General features: G+C 69.9%; 17 protein-coding genes. 6 read left to right on the top strand and 11 right to left on the bottom strand.

All coding sequences use genetic code 11. The features are described 5' to 3' along the window. Positions 1-139 precede the first annotated feature (139 nt). A complete protein-coding gene (locus tag AC07PU_RS30615; RefSeq protein ID WP_431511588.1) occupies positions 140-1,273 on the bottom strand; it encodes a class I SAM-dependent methyltransferase in 1,134 nt (377 codons plus the stop codon). A gap of 21 nt (positions 1,274-1,294) precedes the next feature. On the opposite strand from AC07PU_RS30615, the gene AC07PU_RS30610 reads away from it, so the two are divergent. The 5 genes from AC07PU_RS30610 to AC07PU_RS30590 all read left to right on the top strand — a co-directional run bounded on the left by AC07PU_RS30610 (position 1,295) and on the right by AC07PU_RS30590 (position 4,903). Further along, positions 1,295-2,095, top strand: a complete 801-nt coding sequence (locus AC07PU_RS30610; RefSeq protein WP_495322037.1) for an SDR family oxidoreductase — start codon at positions 1,295-1,297, stop codon at positions 2,093-2,095. 43 nt (positions 2,096-2,138) lie between these two features. Further along, entirely contained in the window at positions 2,139-2,516 is a 378-nt protein-coding gene (locus tag AC07PU_RS30605; RefSeq protein WP_057591108.1) for a dihydroneopterin aldolase, read from the top strand. Positions 2,517-2,574: 58 nt separating this feature from the next. Next, positions 2,575-3,519: a tRNA 2-thiocytidine(32) synthetase TtcA gene (gene ttcA / locus AC07PU_RS30600; RefSeq protein ID WP_209547461.1), complete on the top strand. Its 945-nt coding sequence runs from the start codon at positions 2,575-2,577 to the stop codon at positions 3,517-3,519. Between the two features lie 46 nt (positions 3,520-3,565). Beyond that, on the top strand, positions 3,566-4,192 hold the full coding sequence (locus AC07PU_RS30595; protein ID WP_495322035.1) for a membrane lipoprotein lipid attachment site-containing protein: 627 nt from the start codon (positions 3,566-3,568) through the stop codon (positions 4,190-4,192). A 63-nt stretch (positions 4,193-4,255) separates the two neighbouring features. Next, positions 4,256-4,903: a histidine phosphatase family protein gene (locus AC07PU_RS30590; protein WP_208510537.1), complete on the top strand. Its 648-nt coding sequence runs from the start codon at positions 4,256-4,258 to the stop codon at positions 4,901-4,903. A gap of 9 nt (positions 4,904-4,912) precedes the next feature. On the opposite strand, the gene AC07PU_RS30585 is transcribed toward AC07PU_RS30590, so the two are convergent. The 8 genes from AC07PU_RS30585 to AC07PU_RS30550 all read right to left on the bottom strand — a co-directional run bounded on the left by AC07PU_RS30585 (position 4,913) and on the right by AC07PU_RS30550 (position 12,981). Then, positions 4,913-5,959, bottom strand: a complete 1,047-nt coding sequence (locus AC07PU_RS30585) for an ABC transporter permease (RefSeq protein ID WP_296741852.1) — start codon at positions 5,957-5,959, stop codon at positions 4,913-4,915. Beyond that, entirely contained in the window at positions 5,956-7,461 is a 1,506-nt protein-coding gene (locus tag AC07PU_RS30580; protein WP_495322033.1) for a sugar ABC transporter ATP-binding protein, read from the bottom strand. Before AC07PU_RS30580 ends, AC07PU_RS30585 begins: the two co-directional genes overlap by 4 nt. 8 nt (positions 7,462-7,469) lie before the next feature. Further along, the gene (gene torT, locus AC07PU_RS30575; RefSeq protein ID WP_208510535.1) at positions 7,470-8,552 is read right to left on the bottom strand and encodes a TMAO reductase system periplasmic protein TorT; all 1,083 of its coding nucleotides are present in this window, start codon (positions 8,550-8,552) and stop codon (positions 7,470-7,472) included. A 64-nt stretch (positions 8,553-8,616) separates the two neighbouring features. After that, complete coding sequence (locus tag AC07PU_RS30570) at positions 8,617-9,594, bottom strand: 5-oxoprolinase subunit C family protein (RefSeq protein WP_057591114.1); 978 nt, start codon at positions 9,592-9,594, stop codon at positions 8,617-8,619. Beyond that, the gene (locus tag AC07PU_RS30565; RefSeq protein WP_495322032.1) at positions 9,584-10,492 is read right to left on the bottom strand and encodes a 5-oxoprolinase subunit B family protein; all 909 of its coding nucleotides are present in this window, start codon (positions 10,490-10,492) and stop codon (positions 9,584-9,586) included. The genes AC07PU_RS30570 and AC07PU_RS30565 overlap by 11 nt, the downstream gene beginning before the upstream one ends. Continuing rightward, positions 10,489-11,895, bottom strand: a complete 1,407-nt coding sequence (locus AC07PU_RS30560) for an acetyl-CoA carboxylase biotin carboxylase subunit (protein WP_495322031.1) — start codon at positions 11,893-11,895, stop codon at positions 10,489-10,491. The genes AC07PU_RS30565 and AC07PU_RS30560 overlap by 4 nt, the downstream gene beginning before the upstream one ends. A gap of 13 nt (positions 11,896-11,908) precedes the next feature. Then, positions 11,909-12,157 carry an acetyl-CoA carboxylase gene (locus AC07PU_RS30555; RefSeq protein WP_057591117.1) on the bottom strand — a complete coding sequence of 83 codons (249 nt, stop codon included), beginning with the start codon at positions 12,155-12,157 and terminating at the stop codon, positions 11,909-11,911. Positions 12,158-12,207: 50 nt separating this feature from the next. Further along, entirely contained in the window at positions 12,208-12,981 is a 774-nt protein-coding gene (locus tag AC07PU_RS30550) for a 5-oxoprolinase subunit PxpA (protein WP_495322030.1), read from the bottom strand. Positions 12,982-13,237: 256 nt separating this feature from the next. Here AC07PU_RS30550 and AC07PU_RS30545 point away from each other — a divergent pair, with 256 nt between their 5' ends. After that, positions 13,238-14,164, top strand: coding sequence for a LysR family transcriptional regulator (locus AC07PU_RS30545; RefSeq protein WP_057591119.1), 927 nt, complete (start codon positions 13,238-13,240; stop codon positions 14,162-14,164). Positions 14,165-14,179: 15 nt separating this feature from the next. Here the strand turns inward: AC07PU_RS30545 and AC07PU_RS30540 are convergent, their stop codons facing one another. Continuing rightward, positions 14,180-17,329, bottom strand: a complete 3,150-nt coding sequence (locus tag AC07PU_RS30540) for an efflux RND transporter permease subunit (RefSeq protein WP_093353495.1) — start codon at positions 17,327-17,329, stop codon at positions 14,180-14,182. Then, on the bottom strand, positions 17,326-18,555 hold the full coding sequence (locus AC07PU_RS30535; protein ID WP_495322029.1) for an efflux RND transporter periplasmic adaptor subunit: 1,230 nt from the start codon (positions 18,553-18,555) through the stop codon (positions 17,326-17,328). The genes AC07PU_RS30540 and AC07PU_RS30535 overlap by 4 nt, the downstream gene beginning before the upstream one ends. Positions 18,556-18,693 lie beyond the last annotated feature (138 nt).

The following is an 18,693-nucleotide window of genomic DNA, read 5'->3' as shown; positions in this document are numbered from 1 at the left end:
CGGAGCGAAGCGGAGGGTCGCAGACAGTGGGGTCGCCTTTTCTTTGCCTACTTTCTTTTGGCGAAGCAAAAGAAAGTGACTCGCCCGCCGGGGCGAGACCCGGCCGACAACCTACCCAAAGTCAACAGCCGCAAAAAAATCAGAGCGTATGACTCCGATCCCCCTCACTAAACCCAACAGCCTCCCAAGCATCACCCACAGCAAACCCCACCACCTTGAACAGCTCCCCCATCTCATGCTCATGCACCAGCCGAGCCCCCATGGCCCTCTCCCCCACAGAAGCCGTCTCCATCAACGAAACCAACCCACAGTTCAACAAAAACCGCGCCTGACTCGCATACCCCAGCACAGCAAGCCCCGCCTCCTGCCCAGCCAACGCCACCCCCGTGAAGTCAACGTGAGCAGTGATGTCCTTCAGCCCCACGTCGGACAGCGGATCCCCATCCGCCCGATGCGCCCGATGGCACATCACCGTCCCCATGTGCCGCTGCGGGTGGTAGTACTCGCTCTCGGGAAAGCCGTAGTCGATCAAGAAGGCAGCCCCGCGCTCGAGCCGGTCCGCCAGGGTCGCGACGAAGGCCTTGGCCTGGGGATGGATCTCCGTCAGGTAATCGTGCTCGCCCGGCACCTCGACCGGCGGCCGCAGTTCGGTCTCGCGGTCGGCCCAGGCCCAGCCGTCGCCGGCCGCATTGCGCACCACGCCGCGCTCGAACCAGCGCCCGCCATGGCGCGCGAGCAGCTGCACCGGCATCGCATCGAGCACCTCGTTGCCGACCACCACGCCCTGCATCGCCGCGGGCAGCTCGAGCCGCCATTCGACGCGGTCGCCGAAGCGCGCCAGCGCCTGCTGCTGGCGCGCGCGCAGGGTGCCCGAGAGGTCGACGATGCGGTAGTTCACGTCGCTGCGGCCCAGGGCATCGAGCGCGTCGAGCAACTGGGCGGCGAGCGCGCCCGAGCCGGCGCCGAATTCCCACACCGTGGCGGTGCCGGTCTTCTCGAGCGCCTCGGCCAGCTGCGCGGCCAGCGCGCGGCCGAACAGCGGGGTGAGCTCGGGCGCGGTCACGAAGTCGCTGCCCGATTCGGGCATCTGGCCGAACTTGGCGAGGCTGTTGGCGTAGTAGCCGAGCCCCGGCGCATAGAGCGCGAGCGCCATGAAGCGGTCGAAGCCGATCCAGCCGCCGGCGCGCTCGACGGCGCGGGCGATCAAGGTATCGAGGGCGATGGGTAAACTGCTGTGGGTCTGTGTCGTCACGGGCACCGATTCTCCTCGCATCCTCCAGCCCCCACCTTCCGCATGAGCGCCGCGCCCTCCTCCACCGCCACGCCCCCCGAGCGCCGCACCGTCCTCGTCACGGGCGCGGGCAAGCGGCTGGGGCGCGAGATCGCGCTGGCGCTGGCCGCGGGCGGCTGGCGCGTGGCGGTGCATTTCCGCCAGTCGCGCGCCGAGGCCGAGCAGACGGTGGCCGACTGCGCCGCGCTCGCGGGCGAGGCCCACGCCTTCGGCGCCGACCTGCTCGACGAGGCCGCCACGCGCGCGCTGCTGCCGCAGGTGGCGGAGCACTTCGGCCGGGTCGACGCGGTGGTGCACAGCGCCGCGCTGTTCGAGCACGACGACGCGGCCAGCTTCAGCTACGCGCTGATGGACCGCCATGCGCGCGGCAACACGGGGGCCGCGATCGTGCTGGCGCAGGCGCTGCATGCGCACCTCGCACAGCGCGATCCAGAAGGCACGCTCACCGGCGCGGTGGTCCACATGCTCGACCAGAAGCTGTGGAACACCAACCCCGATTTCCTCAGCTACACGCTCTCCAAGGCCGCGCTCGAGGCCGCCACGCCGATGCTGGCGCTGGCGCTCGCGCCGCGCGTGCGCGTGGTGGGCGTGGCGCCCGGCCTCACGCTGCCGAGCCACATGCACGACGACGACAAGTTCGCGCAGCTGCACAAGCTGTCGCCGCTGGGGCGCTCGTCCACGCCGGCCGACGTGGCCGCCACCGTGCGCTTCGCGCTCGAGAACGGCTCGATCACCGGCACCACGCTGCTGGTGGACGGCGGCCAGCACCTGATGAAGTTCGAGCGCGATTTCTCGCACATGTGAATCCAGGCCCGCCGCCCGCGCCCCCTTTTTCGAGCACCACCCGATGTCACCCACCACCCCCCTCGGGCGCCAGACGCTCACCCTCAACGGCCTGCGCTTCGACGCCAACCTCGGCATCCTCGAGCAGGAGAAGGTCGCGCCGCAGCCGATCCAGGTCGATGCCGAGCTCAACCTCGGCCCGCAGCCGCTGCTGCCCAAGGACGACGACATCTTCCACGTGCTCGACTACCGCAAGGTGCGCCGGATCATCATCGACGAGTGCACGGCCGAGCACGTGAACCTGCTCGAAAGCCTGATCGGCAAGCTCGCGCAGCGCCTGCTGCAGCTGCCCGGCGTGCTGGGCGTGCGCGTGAAGATCGCCAAGCTCGAGATCTTCGAGGACTGCGAGGTCGCGATCCGCATCGAAGCCGGGGAATGGTGATCCGGGGCAAAATCGCCCCCTTCCCCCGTTTTTTGCTGCCCCGGGCAGCCCTTTTGCCATGAACGCCGTCTGGATCGACGAGGCGCCCGTCGCCGACGCCTCTGCCTCGCCCCTTCCCGCCAACTCGATGAAGATCGAGCGCGAAACACACAAGCTCGAGAAACGCCTGTGCCGCGAGGTGGGCCGCGCCATCGTCGACTACAACATGATCGAGGAAGGCGACAAGGTCATGGTCTGCGTGTCGGGCGGCAAGGACAGCTACGGCCTGCTCGACATCCTGCTCAAGCTCAAGGCGCGCGCGCCGATCCACTTCGACATCGTCGCGGTCAACCTCGACCAGAAGCAGCCCGGCTTCCCTGAGGAAGTGCTGCCGAAGTACCTGAGCGATCTCGGTGTGGCCTTCCACATCGAGAACCAGGACACCTACAGCATCGTCAAGCGCGTGATCCCCGAGGGCAAGACCACCTGCGGGCTGTGCAGCCGGCTGCGCCGCGGCATCCTCTACCGCGTGGCCGACGAGCTGGGCGCCACCAAGGTCGCGCTGGGCCACCACCGCGACGACATGCTGCAGACCTTCTTCCTCAACATGTTCTTCGCAGCCAAGCTCAAGAGCATGCCGCCGAAGCTGGTGAGCGACGACGGCCGCCACGTGGTGATCCGGCCGCTGGCCTACGTGGCCGAAAAGGACCTGGTGCGCTGGGCCCAGCACCGCGAATTCCCGATCATTCCGTGCACGCTGTGCGGCAGCCAGGAGAACCTGCAGCGCAAACAGGTCGGCGAGATGCTGCGCGAATGGGAGCGCAAGTACCCGGGCCGGATCGAGAACATGTTCAGCGCGATGCAGAACGTGGTGCCTTCGCACCTGCTCGATGGAACGCTGCACGACTTCAAGGGTCTGAAGCCGACGGGCGTGGCCGACGAGAACGGCGACAAGGCCTTCGACACGCCCTCCTTCGACCCGCTCTCCCAGGCACCCGCCGCCCTGCGCATCGTCCAGGGCTGATCCGGCTACCCAGGGGAATTTGGGGCCCATCGGCCCGGAGACCCTCATGAAACGCGCCCTTTTTGCTCTTCTTTTGGTAGCAACCCTGTCCGGCTGCGCCACCTCCTGGGTGGTCGACAGCGACGTGAAGAGCTTCTCCGCCATCGACACCGTTCCCGCCGGCGCCACCTACCGCTTCGAGCGCCTGCCCTCGCAGCAGGCCAACGGCGAGCGCCAGGCCTCGCTCGAGGCCATGGCCGCCGCCGCGCTCGAGCAGGTCGGCCTGCGCCGCGACGACGCCAACCCGCGCTACACGGCGCAGATCAGCGCCCGCGTGACCACCACGCTGTCGCCCTGGGCCGATCCCTGGCTCTGGGACGGCCCCTTCGGCTACGGCTATGGCTACGGCCCCTACGGCTACGGCCGGCGCTGGTACGGCGGCGGCTGGTATGGCGCGCCGATCGTTCCACAGGCCTCCAACCCCTGGTACGAGCGCGAGGTCGGCGTGGTGCTGCGCGAGCTGGGCAGCAACCGCGTGGTCTACGAGACCCGCGCGCGCAACGACGGCCCCTACACCGCGAGCGCGGCGGTGCTGCCGGTGATGTTCCAGGCCGCGCTGCAGGGCTTCCCGAAGCCGCCCGAGGGCGTGCGGCGCGTCAACATCGAGCTGCCCACGGCGAAGAAGCAACAGTAAGGACCCGCCTCGGGCCTGGAGCGGCGGCACGATCCGAAATGCCGCCCTCCTAGAATTTCGACCATGGAAGACCTCACCCGCCTGATCGCCGTTCGCCATGGCGAAACCGCCTGGAACGTCGACACGCGCATCCAGGGCCAGCTCGACATCGGGCTCAATGCCACCGGCGTCTGGCAGGCCCAGCGCGTGGGACAGGCGCTGGCCGACGAGCCGCTGGCCGTCATCTACGCCAGCGACCTCTCGCGCGCCTGGCAGACCGCGCTCGAGATCGCCAAACCGCACGGCCTCGAGGTCCGGCCCGAGCCCGGCCTGCGCGAGCGCGCCTTCGGCCGCTTCGAGGGCATGAGCTTCGCCGAGATCGAGGCCGAGCTGCCCGAGCAGGCCAGGCGCTGGCGCGAGCGCGATCCCGAGTTCGAGCCCGAGGGCGGCGAGAGCCTGCTGGTGTTCCGCGAGCGCATCACGCGCGTGGCCGCCGACCTGGCCTCGCGCCACACGGGCGAGCTGGTGGCGCTGGTCGCGCACGGCGGCGTGATGGACGTGCTCTACCGCGCCGCCACGCGCCAGGAACTGCAGGCGCCGCGCACCTGGCAGCTCGGCAACGCGGCCATCAACCGCATGCTGTGGAGCAGCGAGGGCTTCAGCCTCGTGGGCTGGAGCGACATCTCGCACCTCGCGGCCGAGGGCGGGCCGCGCGACGAGTTCGCCAACTAGCTCAGTGCGTCAGTGCGAGCCGGGCGCCACCATCCGGTGGCGCAACTGGTCGGCCACCACCGCCACGATCAGCAGCGCGCCCAGCACCACCATCTGCAGGTACGACCCCACGCTCGCGAGGTTCATGCCGTTCTGCACCAGGCCGATGAAGATCGCGCCCATCACCACGTTCGGCACCCGGCCCATGCCGCCGCGCAGGCTCACGCCGGCGATCACGCAGGCCGCGATCGATTCCAGCGCCACGGTGCCGCCGAGGTTGGCCTCGCCGGTCTCGACGCGCGCGGTCAGCAGCAGGCCGCTGACGGCCGCGAGGCCCGCGCACAGCAGGTAGGCCACGAGCAGCACGCGCCGGGTGTCGATGCCCGACAGCGCCGCGGCCTTGGCATTGCCGCCCACGGCCAGCAGGTGGGTGCCGGTCGGCATGCGGCCCATCAGCACGCCCATGGCCGCCACGCAGACCGCCGTGACCCAGATCGGCACCGGCACGCCCAGCAGCGTGCCGAAGCCGAACAGCTCGCTGAAGCCCGCGGGCAGGCCCGACACCGGCACGCCGCCCGTGAGGTAGAGCGCCAGGCCGAAGCCGATCGACTGCACGCCCAGCGTGACGATGAAGGGCGAGACGCCGATGAAGGCCACGCCGATGCCGTTGACCAGCCCCACCGCGAGCCCGGCCAGCATGCCGCAGGCGCAGCCCAGCGCGATCGCCAGCCAGGCGGCGTCGGGCAGCGCGGCGCCGAAGAACTGCATGGCCAGCGCCGCCACCACCGAGGTGATCGCCATCACGGTGCCGACCGAGAGGTCGAAGCCGCCGGTCACCAGCGCCAGCATCTGGCCCATGGCCACCAGGATCAGGTAGACCGACTGGCGCAGCAGGTTGACCAGGTTCTGCACCGTGAGGAACTGGTCCGACAGGGTGCCGAACACCACGAAGGCGATCGCCAGCATGAAGGGCAGCACGCCCAGGCGCAGGAACAGGGCGCGCAGCAGGGCCAGCGCGCGGCCGGCGGGCCCCGGTGCCGAAGGCACGGCGGTGGCGACGGAGGAAGACGAAGTCATGGCTTGTTGTTCTCGCTGGAACCGAAGAAGAGATTGAGCACGGCGGTCTCGCCGATGGCGTCGCCCTGCAGCTCGCCGGCGATCTCGCCGCGGCACATCACGTAGACACGGTGGCTCAGGTGCAGCACCTCGGGCAGGTCGGAGGAGATCACGACCACCGCCGCGCCGCCTTCGCAGAGCTTGCGGATCACCTGGTAGAGCGCGCTGCGGGTGCCGATGTCGACGCCCACCGTGGGCTCGTCGAACACGTAGAGCGCGGCGTCGCGCGTCATGCCCTTGCCGAACAGCACCTTCTGCTGGTTGCCGCCCGACAAGAGCGCCACCGGCCGCTCGAGGTTGCGCGGCGCGAGCTCCACGCGCTCGGCCGCGGTCGTCGACAGCCTTCGCCCGAGCCGCTTGCGCAGCCAGCCGCCATGGCCGCGCAGCGGGCCGTGCACCAGCGGCAGCGTGATGTTGGCGCGCGAGCTGAAGCCCAGCACCAGCCCCTCGCCCTTGCGGTCGGGCGGCAGGTAGAACAGGCCCTCGTCGAGCAGCCGGCGCACCCTGGCGCCGGTGCGAAGCTGGCCCCTGAACAGCACGCGGCCCGCGCTCACCGGGTCGAGCCCGCAGACCGCGCGGAACAGCTCCGACTTGCCGCAGCCCACGAGGCCGGCCAGCCCGACCACCTCGCCGCGCCGCACCCTGAGGCTGGCGCCGCGCACGCCGTTGGGCGAATGCAGGCCCTCGACCTCGAGCACCGTCTCGCCCGGCGCGAAGGCGATGCGCGGATAGACCTGCTCGATGGCGCGCCCGCTCATCAGCTCGATCAGGCGGTCGGCATCGGTCTCGCGCGCCTCGACCGTCGTCACCTGGCGGCCGTCGCGCAGCACCGTGATGCGGTCGGCGATCCGCGCGATCTCCTGCATGCGGTGCGAGATGTAGACGATGCCCACGCCGCGCGCCTGCAGCCGCGCCACCAGCTCGAACAGGCGCTGCGTCTCGGCATCGGTCAGCGAGGCGGTGGGCTCGTCGAGGATCAGCACCGAGACCTCGCCGCGCAGGCCCTTGGCGATCTCCACCATCTGCTGCTGCGCGCGCGTGAGGCCGGCCACGGGCGCATCGACGTCGATCGCGAAGCCCAGGTCGGCCAGCATCGCGCGGGCGCGTTCGCGCAGCGCGCCGCGGTCGAGCAGGCCGCGGCTGCGCGGCTCCTCGCCGAGGCTCAGGTTCTGCGCCACCGACAGCGTCGGGATCAGCGAGAACTCCTGGAACACCGCGCTGATGCCGTGGCGCCGCGCCTCGTGCACGTTCGCGAAGCGCACCGGTTCGCCGCGCAGCCGGATCTCGCCGGCGCTCGGCACATTGGCGCCGGCCAGCAGCGAGATCAGCGTCGACTTGCCGGCGCCGTTCTCGCCGAACAGCACGTGCACCTCGCCCGCGCGCAGCTCGAAGTCCACGCCGTCGAGCGCCAGCACGCCCGGATAGCGCTTGCCGAGTCCGCGGGTCTGCAGCAGGGGTGGCATCGCGTGCCTTACTTGACCTCGAACACCGGCTTGAAGCCGGTCGGCGGCAGGATGTCGGCCTGCTTCACGCTCTGGATGTTGCTGCTGTCGACCACGAAGATCTTCGGGCCCACGTGCTTCGCGACCTCCTTGCCCTCGAGCAGGCGCACCGCCTGGTCGACCGCGATGCGGCCCTGGATCACCATCGAGTCGGCCGGCGCGGCCACGATGCGGCCGCGCTGGATGCCCTCGTAGACGCCCGGCGTCATGTAGAAGGACAGCACCTGCACCTTCTTGTCGAGGTTGCGCGAGCGCAGGATGCCGGTGGCGGCCTCGGCCGTGACCGCCGTGCCCGCCACGTAGGCCAGGTCAGGGTTGGCCTGCAGCACGTCCTCGATCAGCTTGCTCTGCGCTTCCTTGCCGGTGTCGCCGTACTTCGGATCGAGCACCACCACCGCGCTGCCCTTGACCGCCTCCATGAAGCCCTTGTGCGCGGCCTCGACCCAGCCCGCGCCGGCCGGGCCCGGGAACCAGCCGACCTTGACCGGCGGCGAGCCGGCCGGATGCTTCTTCGCGAGGTAGGCGCCGGTCGACTGGCCCATGGTGTGGAAGGACACCAGCGACTTGGCCGAGAGGTCGGGCGAGTTGATGCCGTTGACCAGGTCGATCACCGGCACCTTCTTCGCGGCCGTGGCCTTGATGACGTTGTTGAGGCCGTCGCCCGAGATCGCGCCGATGATCACCGCATTGGCACCGCGCGCCACGCAGTCCTCGATCTGCGAGACCTGCTTGCCGAGGTTGGTGTAGCCGCCCGCGTCGGCCACCTGCAGCTTCACGCCCTGGCGCCGGGCTTCCTCGATCACGCCGTAGTCCACGCCGAGCCAGTAGGCGTCCTTCATGTGCGGGAACGACACGCAGAGGTCCCACTTCTTCGAGGCCTTGGGCAGCGGCACGTAGTCGATGGGCTTCTTCGTGCCCTCGGCCGAGAAGGCGGGCTCGGTGGCCTCGGCCTTGTAGGGAAACCAGTCGGCGGCCGAGGCACCGCCGTGCCACAGCACGGTGGCGGCGAAGGCGGCGGCGGTCAATGAAACGCGCAGGGGCAAGCTGTTCATGAAGAACTCCTAGGTGGCAACGGGAAAGAAAAGGAAGGGGTGGGCGGCCTTGCCGCCCGGGCGCTCAGTCGGCGAGCGCGGCGCGCAGGCGCTCGATGCGCCGTCGTCGCTCGGCGCGCGCGGCCAGCGCCTGCGCCATGTCGACCGCGACGAAGCGCGCCTTGTGGTTGGGCTGCATCTGGGCGATCAGGTCCATGTCGGCGCTGATCACCGTGCCGACCATCGCGTAGCCGCCGCCCGAGACCGCGTCGCGGTGCAGGATGATCGGCTCGCGCCCGCCCGGCACCTGGATCGAGCCATAGGGATAGCCGGCATCGACGATGTTCGACGGATCGGCGCCCGCGCCGAAGGGCGGCGTGCGCTCGATGAACTTCAGCGGCGTGCCGTTCTTGTAGCGGTAGCCGATGCGGTCGGCCTCCGAGCCCACGCTCCAGGTGTCGGCGAAGAAGCTGCGCACCGAGTCCTGCTGCAGCCGGTGGAAGTAGATGCCGGGCAGCACGCGCAGCGTCACCTCCTTGGCGAGCACCGGCAGCAGCTCGGCGGCCACGCCACGCCCGGGCCGCGCGCGCGCCGAGGGCGTGCCCACGGGCAGCCGGTCACCGGCCAGCAGCTTGCGGCCCTCGAAGCCGCCGAAGGCGCCGAGGCCGTAGGTCGAGCGGCTGCCGAGCACCAGCGGCACGTCGATGCCGCCGGCCACCGCGATGCACATGCGCGCGCCCAGCAGCATGAAGTCGAAACCGAGCACGTCGCCGGCCTGCACCGCGAAGGCTTCGTTGCGCGGCCTCTCGGCGCCGTTGAGCTTGACCTTGGCCTGCGCGCCCGTCACCGCCACCACGGCGGGTGCATCGAAGCGCAGCTCGGGCCCGAGCAGCGTGCTCTCGATCACGGCCGCGCCCTCGTCGTTGCCCACCAGCAGGTTGGCCAGCACCAGGCCCTGCTGGTCGAGCGCGCCCGACAGCGGAATGCCCAGGTGGTAGTAGCCGGGACGGCCCGCGTCCTGCACGCTGGTCGCGAGGCCGGGCTTGAGCACTTCAATCGCCATGGAGCACCTTCAGCAGCTGTTGGTTGTAGCCGTCGGGATCGGCCAGGAATTCCTGCAGCGAGAACGACACCGGCGCGATGCGCAAGGTGTAGTCGCCGGCCTCCACCTGCGCCACCTGGCGGTCGTACTCGGCACGGTCGATCGGCTTCCACTTGACGATGTCGCCGGGGCGGAAGAACACCATCAGCTCCTTGAGGTAGGGCAAGCGCTGGGCCGGATCGAAGATCGGCGCCGGTGTGACGCCGAACATCTGGTAGCCGCCGGCGCCGCGCACCGAGTAGATGCAGCTGAAGCAGCCGCCGTGGCCCAGGGTGAGCCGCGGCGTGTCGGTGCGCGGGCTCAGGTACTTGGGCACCTCGAGCTGGCGCTCGCGCTCGACCATCTGGAACAGGAAGGGCAACCCGGCCACGAAGCCCACCATGGAGACGAACCACGGCGCGCCCGAATGCGCGGCGATGAAGGCCTCGACGGAATCGAGGCCGTTGATGCGCGCGGCATATTCGATGTCGGTGCTGGCCGGGTCCTGGTGGCGCTCGCGGAAACGCATCAGGGTCTCGTGCGTCCACGGATCGTTGTAGAGCACGGGGATCTCGACGATGCGGGTCGAAAGCCGCAGGTCGGCCTCGCCGATGCCGGCCTCGATCCCTTCCAGCACGGCCTGCAGCGCGTCGGGCGCGATCAGGTCGGGATCGAAGCGCACCAGGTAGGCCGCGTTGGCCGGGCAGATCTCGGTGACGCCCGCGATCTCGCCGGCCTGCACGCGGCGGCGCAGCTCGTTGCAGATCGCCATGCCCTTGAAGAAGGCCGGCAGCGACATCGATTCGCTGATCTCGACGAACAGGTGCTCGTCGCCGCCGAAGCTGTAGCGGGCCTGGGCCGGGAGGATGGCGGCGGTCATGCGGGCACCTTCTCGAGAGTCGGGACGGAAGCGGCGGGCTCCGCCAGCGGGTTCGCCGCGAGCCACTGCTCGAGGAAGCCGGTGTGGAAGACCGCGGCCGCGACCTCGGCGTCGTCGCACAGCGCGCGGTGCAGCGGGATGGTGGTGTGGATGCCCTCCACGCGCAGCTCGCCGAGCGCTCGGCGCATGCGCGCGAGCGCGGCGGCGCGGTCGCTGTCGTGCACGATCAGCTTGCCGAGCAGCGAGTCGTAGTAGGCCGGCACGTTGCAGCCCGCGAACATCAGGGTGTCGAAGCGCACGCCGGGCCCGCCCGGCACCGCGAGCCGCGTCACCAGGCCCGGGCTCGGCATGAAGTTCTTCGCGGCGTTCTCGGCGTTGATGCGCACCTCGATGGCGGCGCCGGCGAGCCGGATGTCCTCCTGCTTCAGGCGCAGCGGCTGGCCCAGCGCGATGCGCAGCATCTCCTTCACGAGGTCGATGCCGGTGACCATCTCGGTGATCGGATGCTCGACCTGGATGCGGGTGTTCATCTCGATGAAGAAGAACTCGCGCGTGTCGTCGTCGTAGAGGTACTCGAGCGTGCCCGCGCCGCGGTAGGCCACGGCGCTCGCGAGGCGCAGCGCCGATTCGCACAGCGCGGCGCGCGTGGCGGCATCGATGGCGGCCGAGGGCGCCTCTTCCCACACCTTCTGGCGCCGGCGCTGCAGCGAGCATTCGCGCTCGAAGCAGTGCACCACGCGCTGGCCGTCGCCGAGGATCTGCACCTCGATGTGGCGCGCCTTGCGGATGAAGCGCTCGAGGTAGACCTCGCCGTTGCCGAAGGCGGCCTGCGCCTCGGCGGTGGCGGTGGCGAACTGCTGGCGCAGCTCGGCCTCGTCGTGCGCCACGCGGATGCCGCGCCCGCCACCGCCGGCCGAGGCCTTGATCATGATCGGGTAGCCGATGTCGCGCGCGAGCTCGACCGCCACGCCGGCATCGCTCACCACGCCGGCGCTGCCGGGCACGGTGGGCACGCCGGCCTTCATGGCGGCGGCGCGCGCGGCCGCCTTGTCGCCCATGGTGCGGATCGCATGCGGCGTCGGGCCCACGAACACCAGGCCCGCGGCCTCGACGCGCGCCGCGAAGTCGGCGTTCTCCGAGAGGAAGCCGTAGCCCGGATGCACGGCGCCCGCGCCGCTGTGGGCCGCGGCCTGCAGGATGGCGTCGGCGCTCAGGTAGCTCTTGCTGGCATGGGGCGGGCCGATGCGCACGGCCTCGTCGGCCATCTGCACGGCCAGGCTCTGGGCGTCGGCGTCGCTGTAGACGGCGACGGTCTTCAGGCCCAGCTCCTGCGCGGCGCGGATCACGCGCACCGCGATCTCTCCGCGGTTGGCGATCAGCAGCTTGTCGAATGCGGCGGTCATCGCGTCGTCTTCCTCAGGCGGTCTCGATCACGGCCAGCGGCTGGCCCGGATCAACCGGCTCGGCGTTCTCGACCGCGAAGCGCAGCAGGCGGCCGGCCGCGTCGGCCGTGACTTCACTGAACTGCTTCATCACCTCGACCAGGCCCAGCACGTCGCCCACGGCCACCGTGTCGCCCTCGGACTTGAACGGCGGCGCGTCGGGCGCCGAGCGGCGATAGAAGGTGCCCGGCAGCGGGCTCAGGACTTCATGGGTAGCGGACATGGGATGCACTCCTGGGGACGGAACGGAAAACGGGGAAGGGAAAGAGGGGATCAGCCCTGCGCGGCGAGTCCTGCAACCTCGATGCCATGCGCGGCCAGCGCGCGCCGCGTGGCCTGCACCAGCGCGAGCGCACCGGGCGTGTCGCTGTGGATGCAGACCGAGTCGAAGCCGATGGCCAGGTCCTCGCCCTCGACCGTGCGCACCGTGCCCTCGGTGCAGGCGCGCAGCACCTTGGCCGCGACCGCCTCGGGGTCGAGCGCGCCGACGCGGCGCGTGAAGACGATGGAGCCGCTCAGGTCATAGTCGCGGTCGGCATAGAACTCGCGCACCACCGGCTGGCCCAGCTCGCGCGCCACGCGGCAGGTGACAGAGGACTCCATGCAGAACAGGCGCAGGCCGGGCTCGATGCGCTGCAGCGCCTCGACCAGCGTGCGCGACAGCGCCTCGTCGCGCGCCGCATGCATGTAGAGCGCGCCATGCGGCTTGATGTGCTGCAGCGCCAGCCCCTCGAGCCGCGCGAACTCGCGCAGCGCGCCGAGCTGGTAGACCATGTCGTTGACCAGTTCCTCGGCCGGCGCCTGGATGTGGCGCCGGCCAAAGCCCACCAGGTCGCGAAAGCCCGGGTGCGCGCCGATGCTCACGCCGTGCTCGCGGGCCAGCGCGACCATGCGCCGCATGATGTTCGGATCGCCGGCATGGAAGCCGGTGGCGATGTTGGCCGAACTGATCAGCGGCATCAGTTCCGCGTCGACGCCATCGCCGATGGTCCAGGGGCCGAAGCCCTCGCCCATGTCGGAGTTCAGATCGATCCGCTTCTTCTTCACGTGTGACAGCCTTTGTTCGTTGTGCGTCCCGTGGCCGCCAAGGCGCGGCGCGGCGGGACGGTCCGAAGATTAGTGAGCGGTCCAAAGACTGAAAAGCATTGTTTTCCGCGCACTCGGTATCTGAAAAACAGATGCTGCGTTGCGGCGCGCGCCTTGCTACGCTGGAGCCATTCGATCGCGCGGTATCGGGTTTTCACCAACCCATGCACCGGCTGCCCCGCGTTGCCGATACCGATCCACTCCCCGAAGCCCCGCCATGTCCCTGACCCTTCGCCAGCTCAAGTACTTCTCGGCGGTGGCCGAGGCGGGCCGCATCTCGCATGCGGCGCTGCAGCTCAACATCTCGCAGTCGGCCGTGACCACCGCGATCCGCGAGCTCGAGGAGATGCTGGGCCAGCAGCTGTTCGAGCGCCATCCGCACGGCGTGGAACTGACCAAGGGCGGGCGCCGCTTCCTGAGCCATGCCTACGCGGTGCTGGCCGCGGCCGACGAGGCGCAGCGCATGCCGCACGAGGACGCCGCCGTGCAGGGCGAGCTGACCATCGCCGCGAGCTACACGGTGCTGGGCTACTTCCTGCCGCACCACCTGCAGCGCTTCGAGCAGCTGCATCCGCAGGTCACGCTGAAGGTGCACGAGGTGGCGCGCGAGGCGATCGAGGAAGGGCTGATCACGCGGCGCTACGACCTCGGCGTGGTGCTGACCTCGAACGTGGTGCTGCGCGAGCTCTCGCTCGAGACCTTCTTCGGCTCGCAGCGCCGGCTGTGGGTGCCGGCCAAGCATCCGCTGCTCGACAAGGCCGAGGTGACGCTGGCCGACGTGGCGGCCGAGCCCTACATCATGCTCACGGTCGACGAGGCCGCGGCCACCGCGCTCAAGTACTGGGGCCGCACGCCGCACCAGCCCAAGGTGCGGCTGCGCACCAGCTCGGTGGAGGCGGTGCGCAGCACGGTCGCCAACGGCGGCGGCGTGACGGTGCTGTCGGACATGGTCTACCGCCCGTGGTCGCTCGAAGGCAAGCGCATCGAGACCATCAACCTGCGCGACCCGATCCCGACCATGAACATCGGGCTGGGCTGGAAGCAGGGCGTGGAGTTCTCGCCCGCGATGACGGCGCTGCGCGACTACTTCCGCCAGCTGTTCCTCGATCCCGCGTCGGCGCGGCAGGGGCGCGGGCGCGCCTGAGCCCGCCGCGCTCGCTCAGGCGTGCGAGACCTCGGCCTGCGCTTCCTTCGGCAGGTCGACCATCGGCCCGCTGCCGCTGTAGCGGTCGAGCGCGAGGTAGATCGCGGGCGTGATGTAGAGCGTGATCACCTGCGAGAAGATCAGCCCGCCCACCACCGCCACGCCCAGCGGCTGGCGCAGCTCGGCGCCGGCGCCCAGGCCCAGCGCGAGCGGCAGCGCGCCCATCAGCGCGGCCAGCGTGGTCATCAGGATCGGGCGGAAGCGCAGCCGGCAGGCCTCGCGGATCGCCTCCACCGGCTGCAGGCCCTCGGTGCGCTGCGCGTCGAGCGCGAAGTCGATCATCATGATCGCGTTCTTCTTCACGATGCCGATCAAAAGCAGGATGCCGATGGTCGCGATCAGCGTGAGGTCGAAGCCGAAGATCTTCAGCGAGATCAAGGCGCCCACCGCCGCCGAGGGCAGGCCCGCGAGGATGGTGATCGGATGGATGTAGCTCTCGTAGAGCACGCCCAGCAGCACGTAGATGACCAGCACCGCGAGCACCAGCAGCACGGCCTGGCTGGACTGCGAGCTCTGGAACACCGCGGCATCGCCCCCGTAGGTGGTGATGATCGACTGCGGCATCTTGAGCTCGTCCTTGAAGCGGTCGATCTTGGCGGTGGCGTTGCCCAGCGGCACGTCGGGCCCGAGGTTGAACGACACCGTCACCGCCTGCAGCTGGCCCTGGTGGTTGACCGAGGTCGGGCCCACGGTGCGCTCGATGCTCGAGAAGGCCGACAGCGGCACCAGCCGGCCGGTGGTGCTGCGCACCGACAGGCGCGAGACGTCGTCCTCGAACTGCCGGTCGTTGTCGGATGCCGAGAGGATCACCTGGTAGGTGTTGCTGGCCGCGTAGATGCTGCCGATCTGGCGGTCGCCGTAGGCGTTGTAGAGCGCGGTGCGCAGGTCGCCCACGGCCACGCCGAGCACGCCGGCCTTGTCGCGGTCGATCTTCAGCGTGGCCTGCAGGCCGCGGTTCTGCGAGTCGCTGGTGACGTCGCGGAAGTCGGGGTCGGCGCGCATGCGTTCCATCAGCCGCGTGGCCCAGGGCACCATCTCGCCGGCGTTCACGCTCTGCAGCGTGTACTGGAAGCGCGCCTTGCTCTGGCGCCCGCCCAGGCGCAGGTTCTGCACCGGCTGCATGTAGACGGCGATGCCGGGAATCTCGCGGAAGCGCTGACGCAGCGACTCGAGCACCTTGGGCATCTTCGGCCGCTCGCTGCGCGCCTTGAGCACCGCGAACAGCCGGCCCGAGTTCTGCGTGGCGGTGGGGCCGCCCACGCCGACGAAGGAGCTCACGTAGTCGACGCTGGGGTCGGCCATCAGCGCGTCGGACACGCGGTCCTGCAGCGCCTTCATGGCGGTGAAGGAGATGTCCTCGGCGGCCTCGGTCGTGATCTGGATCTGGCCGATGTCCTCCTCGGGGAAGAAGCCCTTGGGGATCGTGATGAACAGCCAGGCCGTGACCACGAAGGTGGCGCCGGCCATCAGCAGCATCAGCCCGCGGTGCGCCAGGGTCCAGTCGAGCGTGCGCATGTAGCTGCCGTGCACCCAGCGGTAACCGCGCTCGAAGGCGCGGCCGATCGCAGTGCCGGGCTCGGGATGCTCCTCCTCATGGTCGTGGCGCGCGCCGCCCTCGGGCCGCGGCACCTGCTTGAGCAGGCGGCTCGCGAGCATCGGCACCAGGGTCAGCGAGACGATCGCCGACACCAGCACCGCCAGCGCCACCACCACCGCGAACTCGTGGAACAAGAGGCCGATCACGCCCGGCATGAAGAAGATCGGGATGAACACCGCCACCAGCGAGATCGAGATCGAGACGATGGTGAAGCCCACCTCGCGCGCGCCGCGCAGCGAGGCGGCCAGCGGATCCATGCCCTTCTCGACGTAGCGCATGATGTTCTCGAGCACCACGATGGCGTCGTCCACCACCAGGCCCACGGCCAGCGTGATGCCCAAGAGCGAGACGTTGTCGAGGCTGTAGCCGAAGGCATAGAGCAGCGCCACCGCGCCGATCAGCGAGATCGGGATGGTGGCCGCGGGGATCAGCGTGGCGACCAGCCGGTGCAGGAACAGGAAGATCACCAGCACCACCAGCGCGATGGTGCCCAGCAGGGTGAGCTGCACGTCGTGCACGGCCTCGCGGATCGACAGCGAGCGGTCGTTGACCATCTGGATCTCGACCGACTGCGGCAGCTCGGCCTTGAAGCGCGGGATCAGCGCGCGCACCGCGTCGACCACCTGCACCGTGTTGGCGTTGGGCTGGCGCTGCACGGCCAGCGAGATCGAGCTCTGGCCGTTGAAGCTGCTGGCGGTCTTGACCGACTCGAAGCTGTCCTCGATGGTCGCGACCTCGTCGAGCCGCACCGGCGCGCCGTTGCGCTGGCCGACGATCAGCTTGGCGAAGTCGGCCGCGCGCGTGAGCTGCTGGTTGGCCTGGATGGTGAGCGTCTGGCGCGGGCCGTCGAGCACGCCGACCGGCGTGTTGGCGTTGGCGGAGTTGACCGCGCGCGCGAGCTCGTCGAGCGTGATGTTGCGCGCGTTGAGCAGGTCGGCATTGGCCTTGATGCGCACCGCGAAGGCCTTGCGGCCGTACACGCCCACCTGCGCCACGCCGTCGATGGTCGAGAGCGTGGGCGAGATCAGGTTCTCGGCGTAGTCGTTGAGCTCCGAGGGGTTCATCGACGGCGAGATCAGCGCGATGAACAGCACCGGCGCGTCGGCCGGGTTGACCTTGCGGTACGAGGGCAGCTGCGTGAGCTCCTGCGGCAGCTGGCGCTGCGCGCGCAGGAGCGCGGCCTGCACGTCGACCGCGGCGGCGTCGATGTCGCGGCTGCTGACGAACTCGAGCGTGAGCGAGGTCACGCCCTGCGTGTTGACCGAGCTGATGGTCTGCAGGCCCGGGATGGTCGAGAACTGCTTCTCGAGCGGCAGCGCGACCGAGCTCGCCATGGTGTCGGGACTGGCGCCCGGCAGCTGCGCATTGACGTTGATGACGGGCGTGTTGTAGCTGGGCAGCGCCGCGACCGGGATGCTGAAGTAGGCGAAGATGCCCACCACCACGACGGCCGCTGACAGCAGCACCGTCATCGCGGGACGGCGGATGCACAGCTCGGAGATGTTCATGCGCGTTCCCGCTGCGTCGAGCGGATGTCGACACCATCGGACGATGCCGCGCTGCCGGGGGTCACGCCCGTGGTGCCGCCGGGCGCGGCCGGGGTCGCGGGCGTATCGCCGCGCGGCTTGTCGTCGATGCGCACCTTGCCGTTGGGCCGCACGTTCTGGCTGCCCTCGATCACGACCTGCTCGCCGGGCTCGACGCCGCTGACCGCGACCTTGGTGCCGAAGGTATGCAGCGTCTTCACCTTGCGGCGGCTCGCGTTGCGTTCCTTGTCGACCACGTAGAGCGAGGTGCCCTCGGGCAGCATCATCAGCGCCGCCGCCGGCACCACCGTGACGCCCTCGAGCGTGCGCACCGTGATGCGGGTGCCGACGAACTGGCCGGGCCACAGGCTCTGGTCGGCGTTGTCGAACACGGCCTTGGCGCGCACGGTGCCGATCTGCGGATCGACCGTGTTGTCGACGAAGTTGAGCGTGCCCTGCAGCGTGTCCTTGCGGCCCGTGACCACGGCCTCGACGCGCGAGCGGGTGCGCGCGGCGGCCAGCAGGTCCTGCAGGTTGGCCTCGGGCACGGGGAAGCTCACGGCGATCGGGTCGAGCTGGGTGACCGTGACCAGCGACAGCGTGGGCTGCACCAGCGTGCCCGGGTAGATGTTGACGGCGCCGATGCGGCCCGCGATCGGCGCATGCAGCTTGGTGTAGCTCAGCGCCACCTGGGCCGACTGCACCGCGGCGCGGTCGGCCGCGACCGCCGCGCGCTGCGCTTCGAGCTGCGACAGCGTGGCATCGGTCGCGCTCTTGGAGATGAAGTTCTGCGCCAGCAATTCCTGGCTGCGCTTGTACTGGCGCTCCAGGTCGGCCAGCGTGGCCTCGTCGCGCTTCTGCTGGGCCTGGGCGCGCGCCAGGTTGGCCTGGTCGTTGCGGTCGTCGAGCGTGAAGAGCAGTTGCCCCTGCTTCACGAACTGGCCTTCCTTCACGTGCACCACGTCGACCGTGTTGGTCACCTGCGGGCGCAGGTCCACGCTGTTGAGCGAGACCACGCTGCCGTTGACCTGCACCGTGACCGGCACGTCCTGGCGCACGGCGGTGGCGAGCGTGACCAGCGCGGTCGGCGCGGCCACCGGCCCCTTGGCGCTCTTCGCCGCGGCGCGCTCGCCCGAGCCGCTCCACCACCATCCCGCGGCGGCGACGATCGACACGCCCACGAGGGCGATGACTGCGTTCTTCTTCATGGGTTTTTGTGCACTTTGGGCTGACAGCGGCTATTGGATCGCGGGGGGTTCCGAGTGTCCATCCACGCCGTAAAGAAAAGTAAAGGCCAGGGCGCCGCGCCCGGTAAAAACGGTCGGGATAAGCACCGATGGACAGGC

It is taken from the genome of Variovorax sp. GW821-FHT10D07, from assembly GCF_059415325.1.
This window is presented reverse-complemented; position numbering and strand designations above follow the sequence as displayed.

Bases quoted from the DNA above. Each gene is read 5' to 3' on its own strand.
- AC07PU_RS30545 (WP_057591119.1), top strand. From the start codon at position 13,238: ATGTCCCTGACCCTTCGCCAGCTCAAGTACTTCTCGGCGGTGGCCGAG.
- AC07PU_RS30555 (WP_057591117.1), bottom strand. From the start codon at position 12,157: ATGTCCGCTACCCATGAAGTCCTGAGCCCGCTGCCGGGCACCTTCTAT.
- AC07PU_RS30585 (WP_296741852.1), bottom strand. From the start codon at position 5,959: ATGACTTCGTCTTCCTCCGTCGCCACCGCCGTGCCTTCGGCACCGGGG.
- AC07PU_RS30610 (WP_495322037.1), top strand. From the start codon at position 1,295: ATGAGCGCCGCGCCCTCCTCCACCGCCACGCCCCCCGAGCGCCGCACC.
- AC07PU_RS30540 (WP_093353495.1), bottom strand. From the start codon at position 17,329: ATGAACATCTCCGAGCTGTGCATCCGCCGTCCCGCGATGACGGTGCTG.
- AC07PU_RS30535 (WP_495322029.1), bottom strand. From the start codon at position 18,555: ATGAAGAAGAACGCAGTCATCGCCCTCGTGGGCGTGTCGATCGTCGCC.
- ttcA (WP_209547461.1), top strand. From the start codon at position 2,575: ATGAACGCCGTCTGGATCGACGAGGCGCCCGTCGCCGACGCCTCTGCC.
- torT (WP_208510535.1), bottom strand. From the start codon at position 8,552: ATGAACAGCTTGCCCCTGCGCGTTTCATTGACCGCCGCCGCCTTCGCC.
- AC07PU_RS30590 (WP_208510537.1), top strand. From the start codon at position 4,256: ATGGAAGACCTCACCCGCCTGATCGCCGTTCGCCATGGCGAAACCGCC.
- AC07PU_RS30570 (WP_057591114.1), bottom strand. From the start codon at position 9,594: ATGGCGATTGAAGTGCTCAAGCCCGGCCTCGCGACCAGCGTGCAGGAC.
- AC07PU_RS30595 (WP_495322035.1), top strand. From the start codon at position 3,566: ATGAAACGCGCCCTTTTTGCTCTTCTTTTGGTAGCAACCCTGTCCGGC.
- AC07PU_RS30565 (WP_495322032.1), bottom strand. From the start codon at position 10,492: ATGACCGCCGCCATCCTCCCGGCCCAGGCCCGCTACAGCTTCGGCGGC.
- AC07PU_RS30605 (WP_057591108.1), top strand. From the start codon at position 2,139: ATGTCACCCACCACCCCCCTCGGGCGCCAGACGCTCACCCTCAACGGC.
- AC07PU_RS30580 (WP_495322033.1), bottom strand. From the start codon at position 7,461: ATGCCACCCCTGCTGCAGACCCGCGGACTCGGCAAGCGCTATCCGGGC.
- AC07PU_RS30615 (WP_431511588.1), bottom strand. From the start codon at position 1,273: ATGCGAGGAGAATCGGTGCCCGTGACGACACAGACCCACAGCAGTTTA.
- AC07PU_RS30560 (WP_495322031.1), bottom strand. From the start codon at position 11,895: ATGACCGCCGCATTCGACAAGCTGCTGATCGCCAACCGCGGAGAGATC.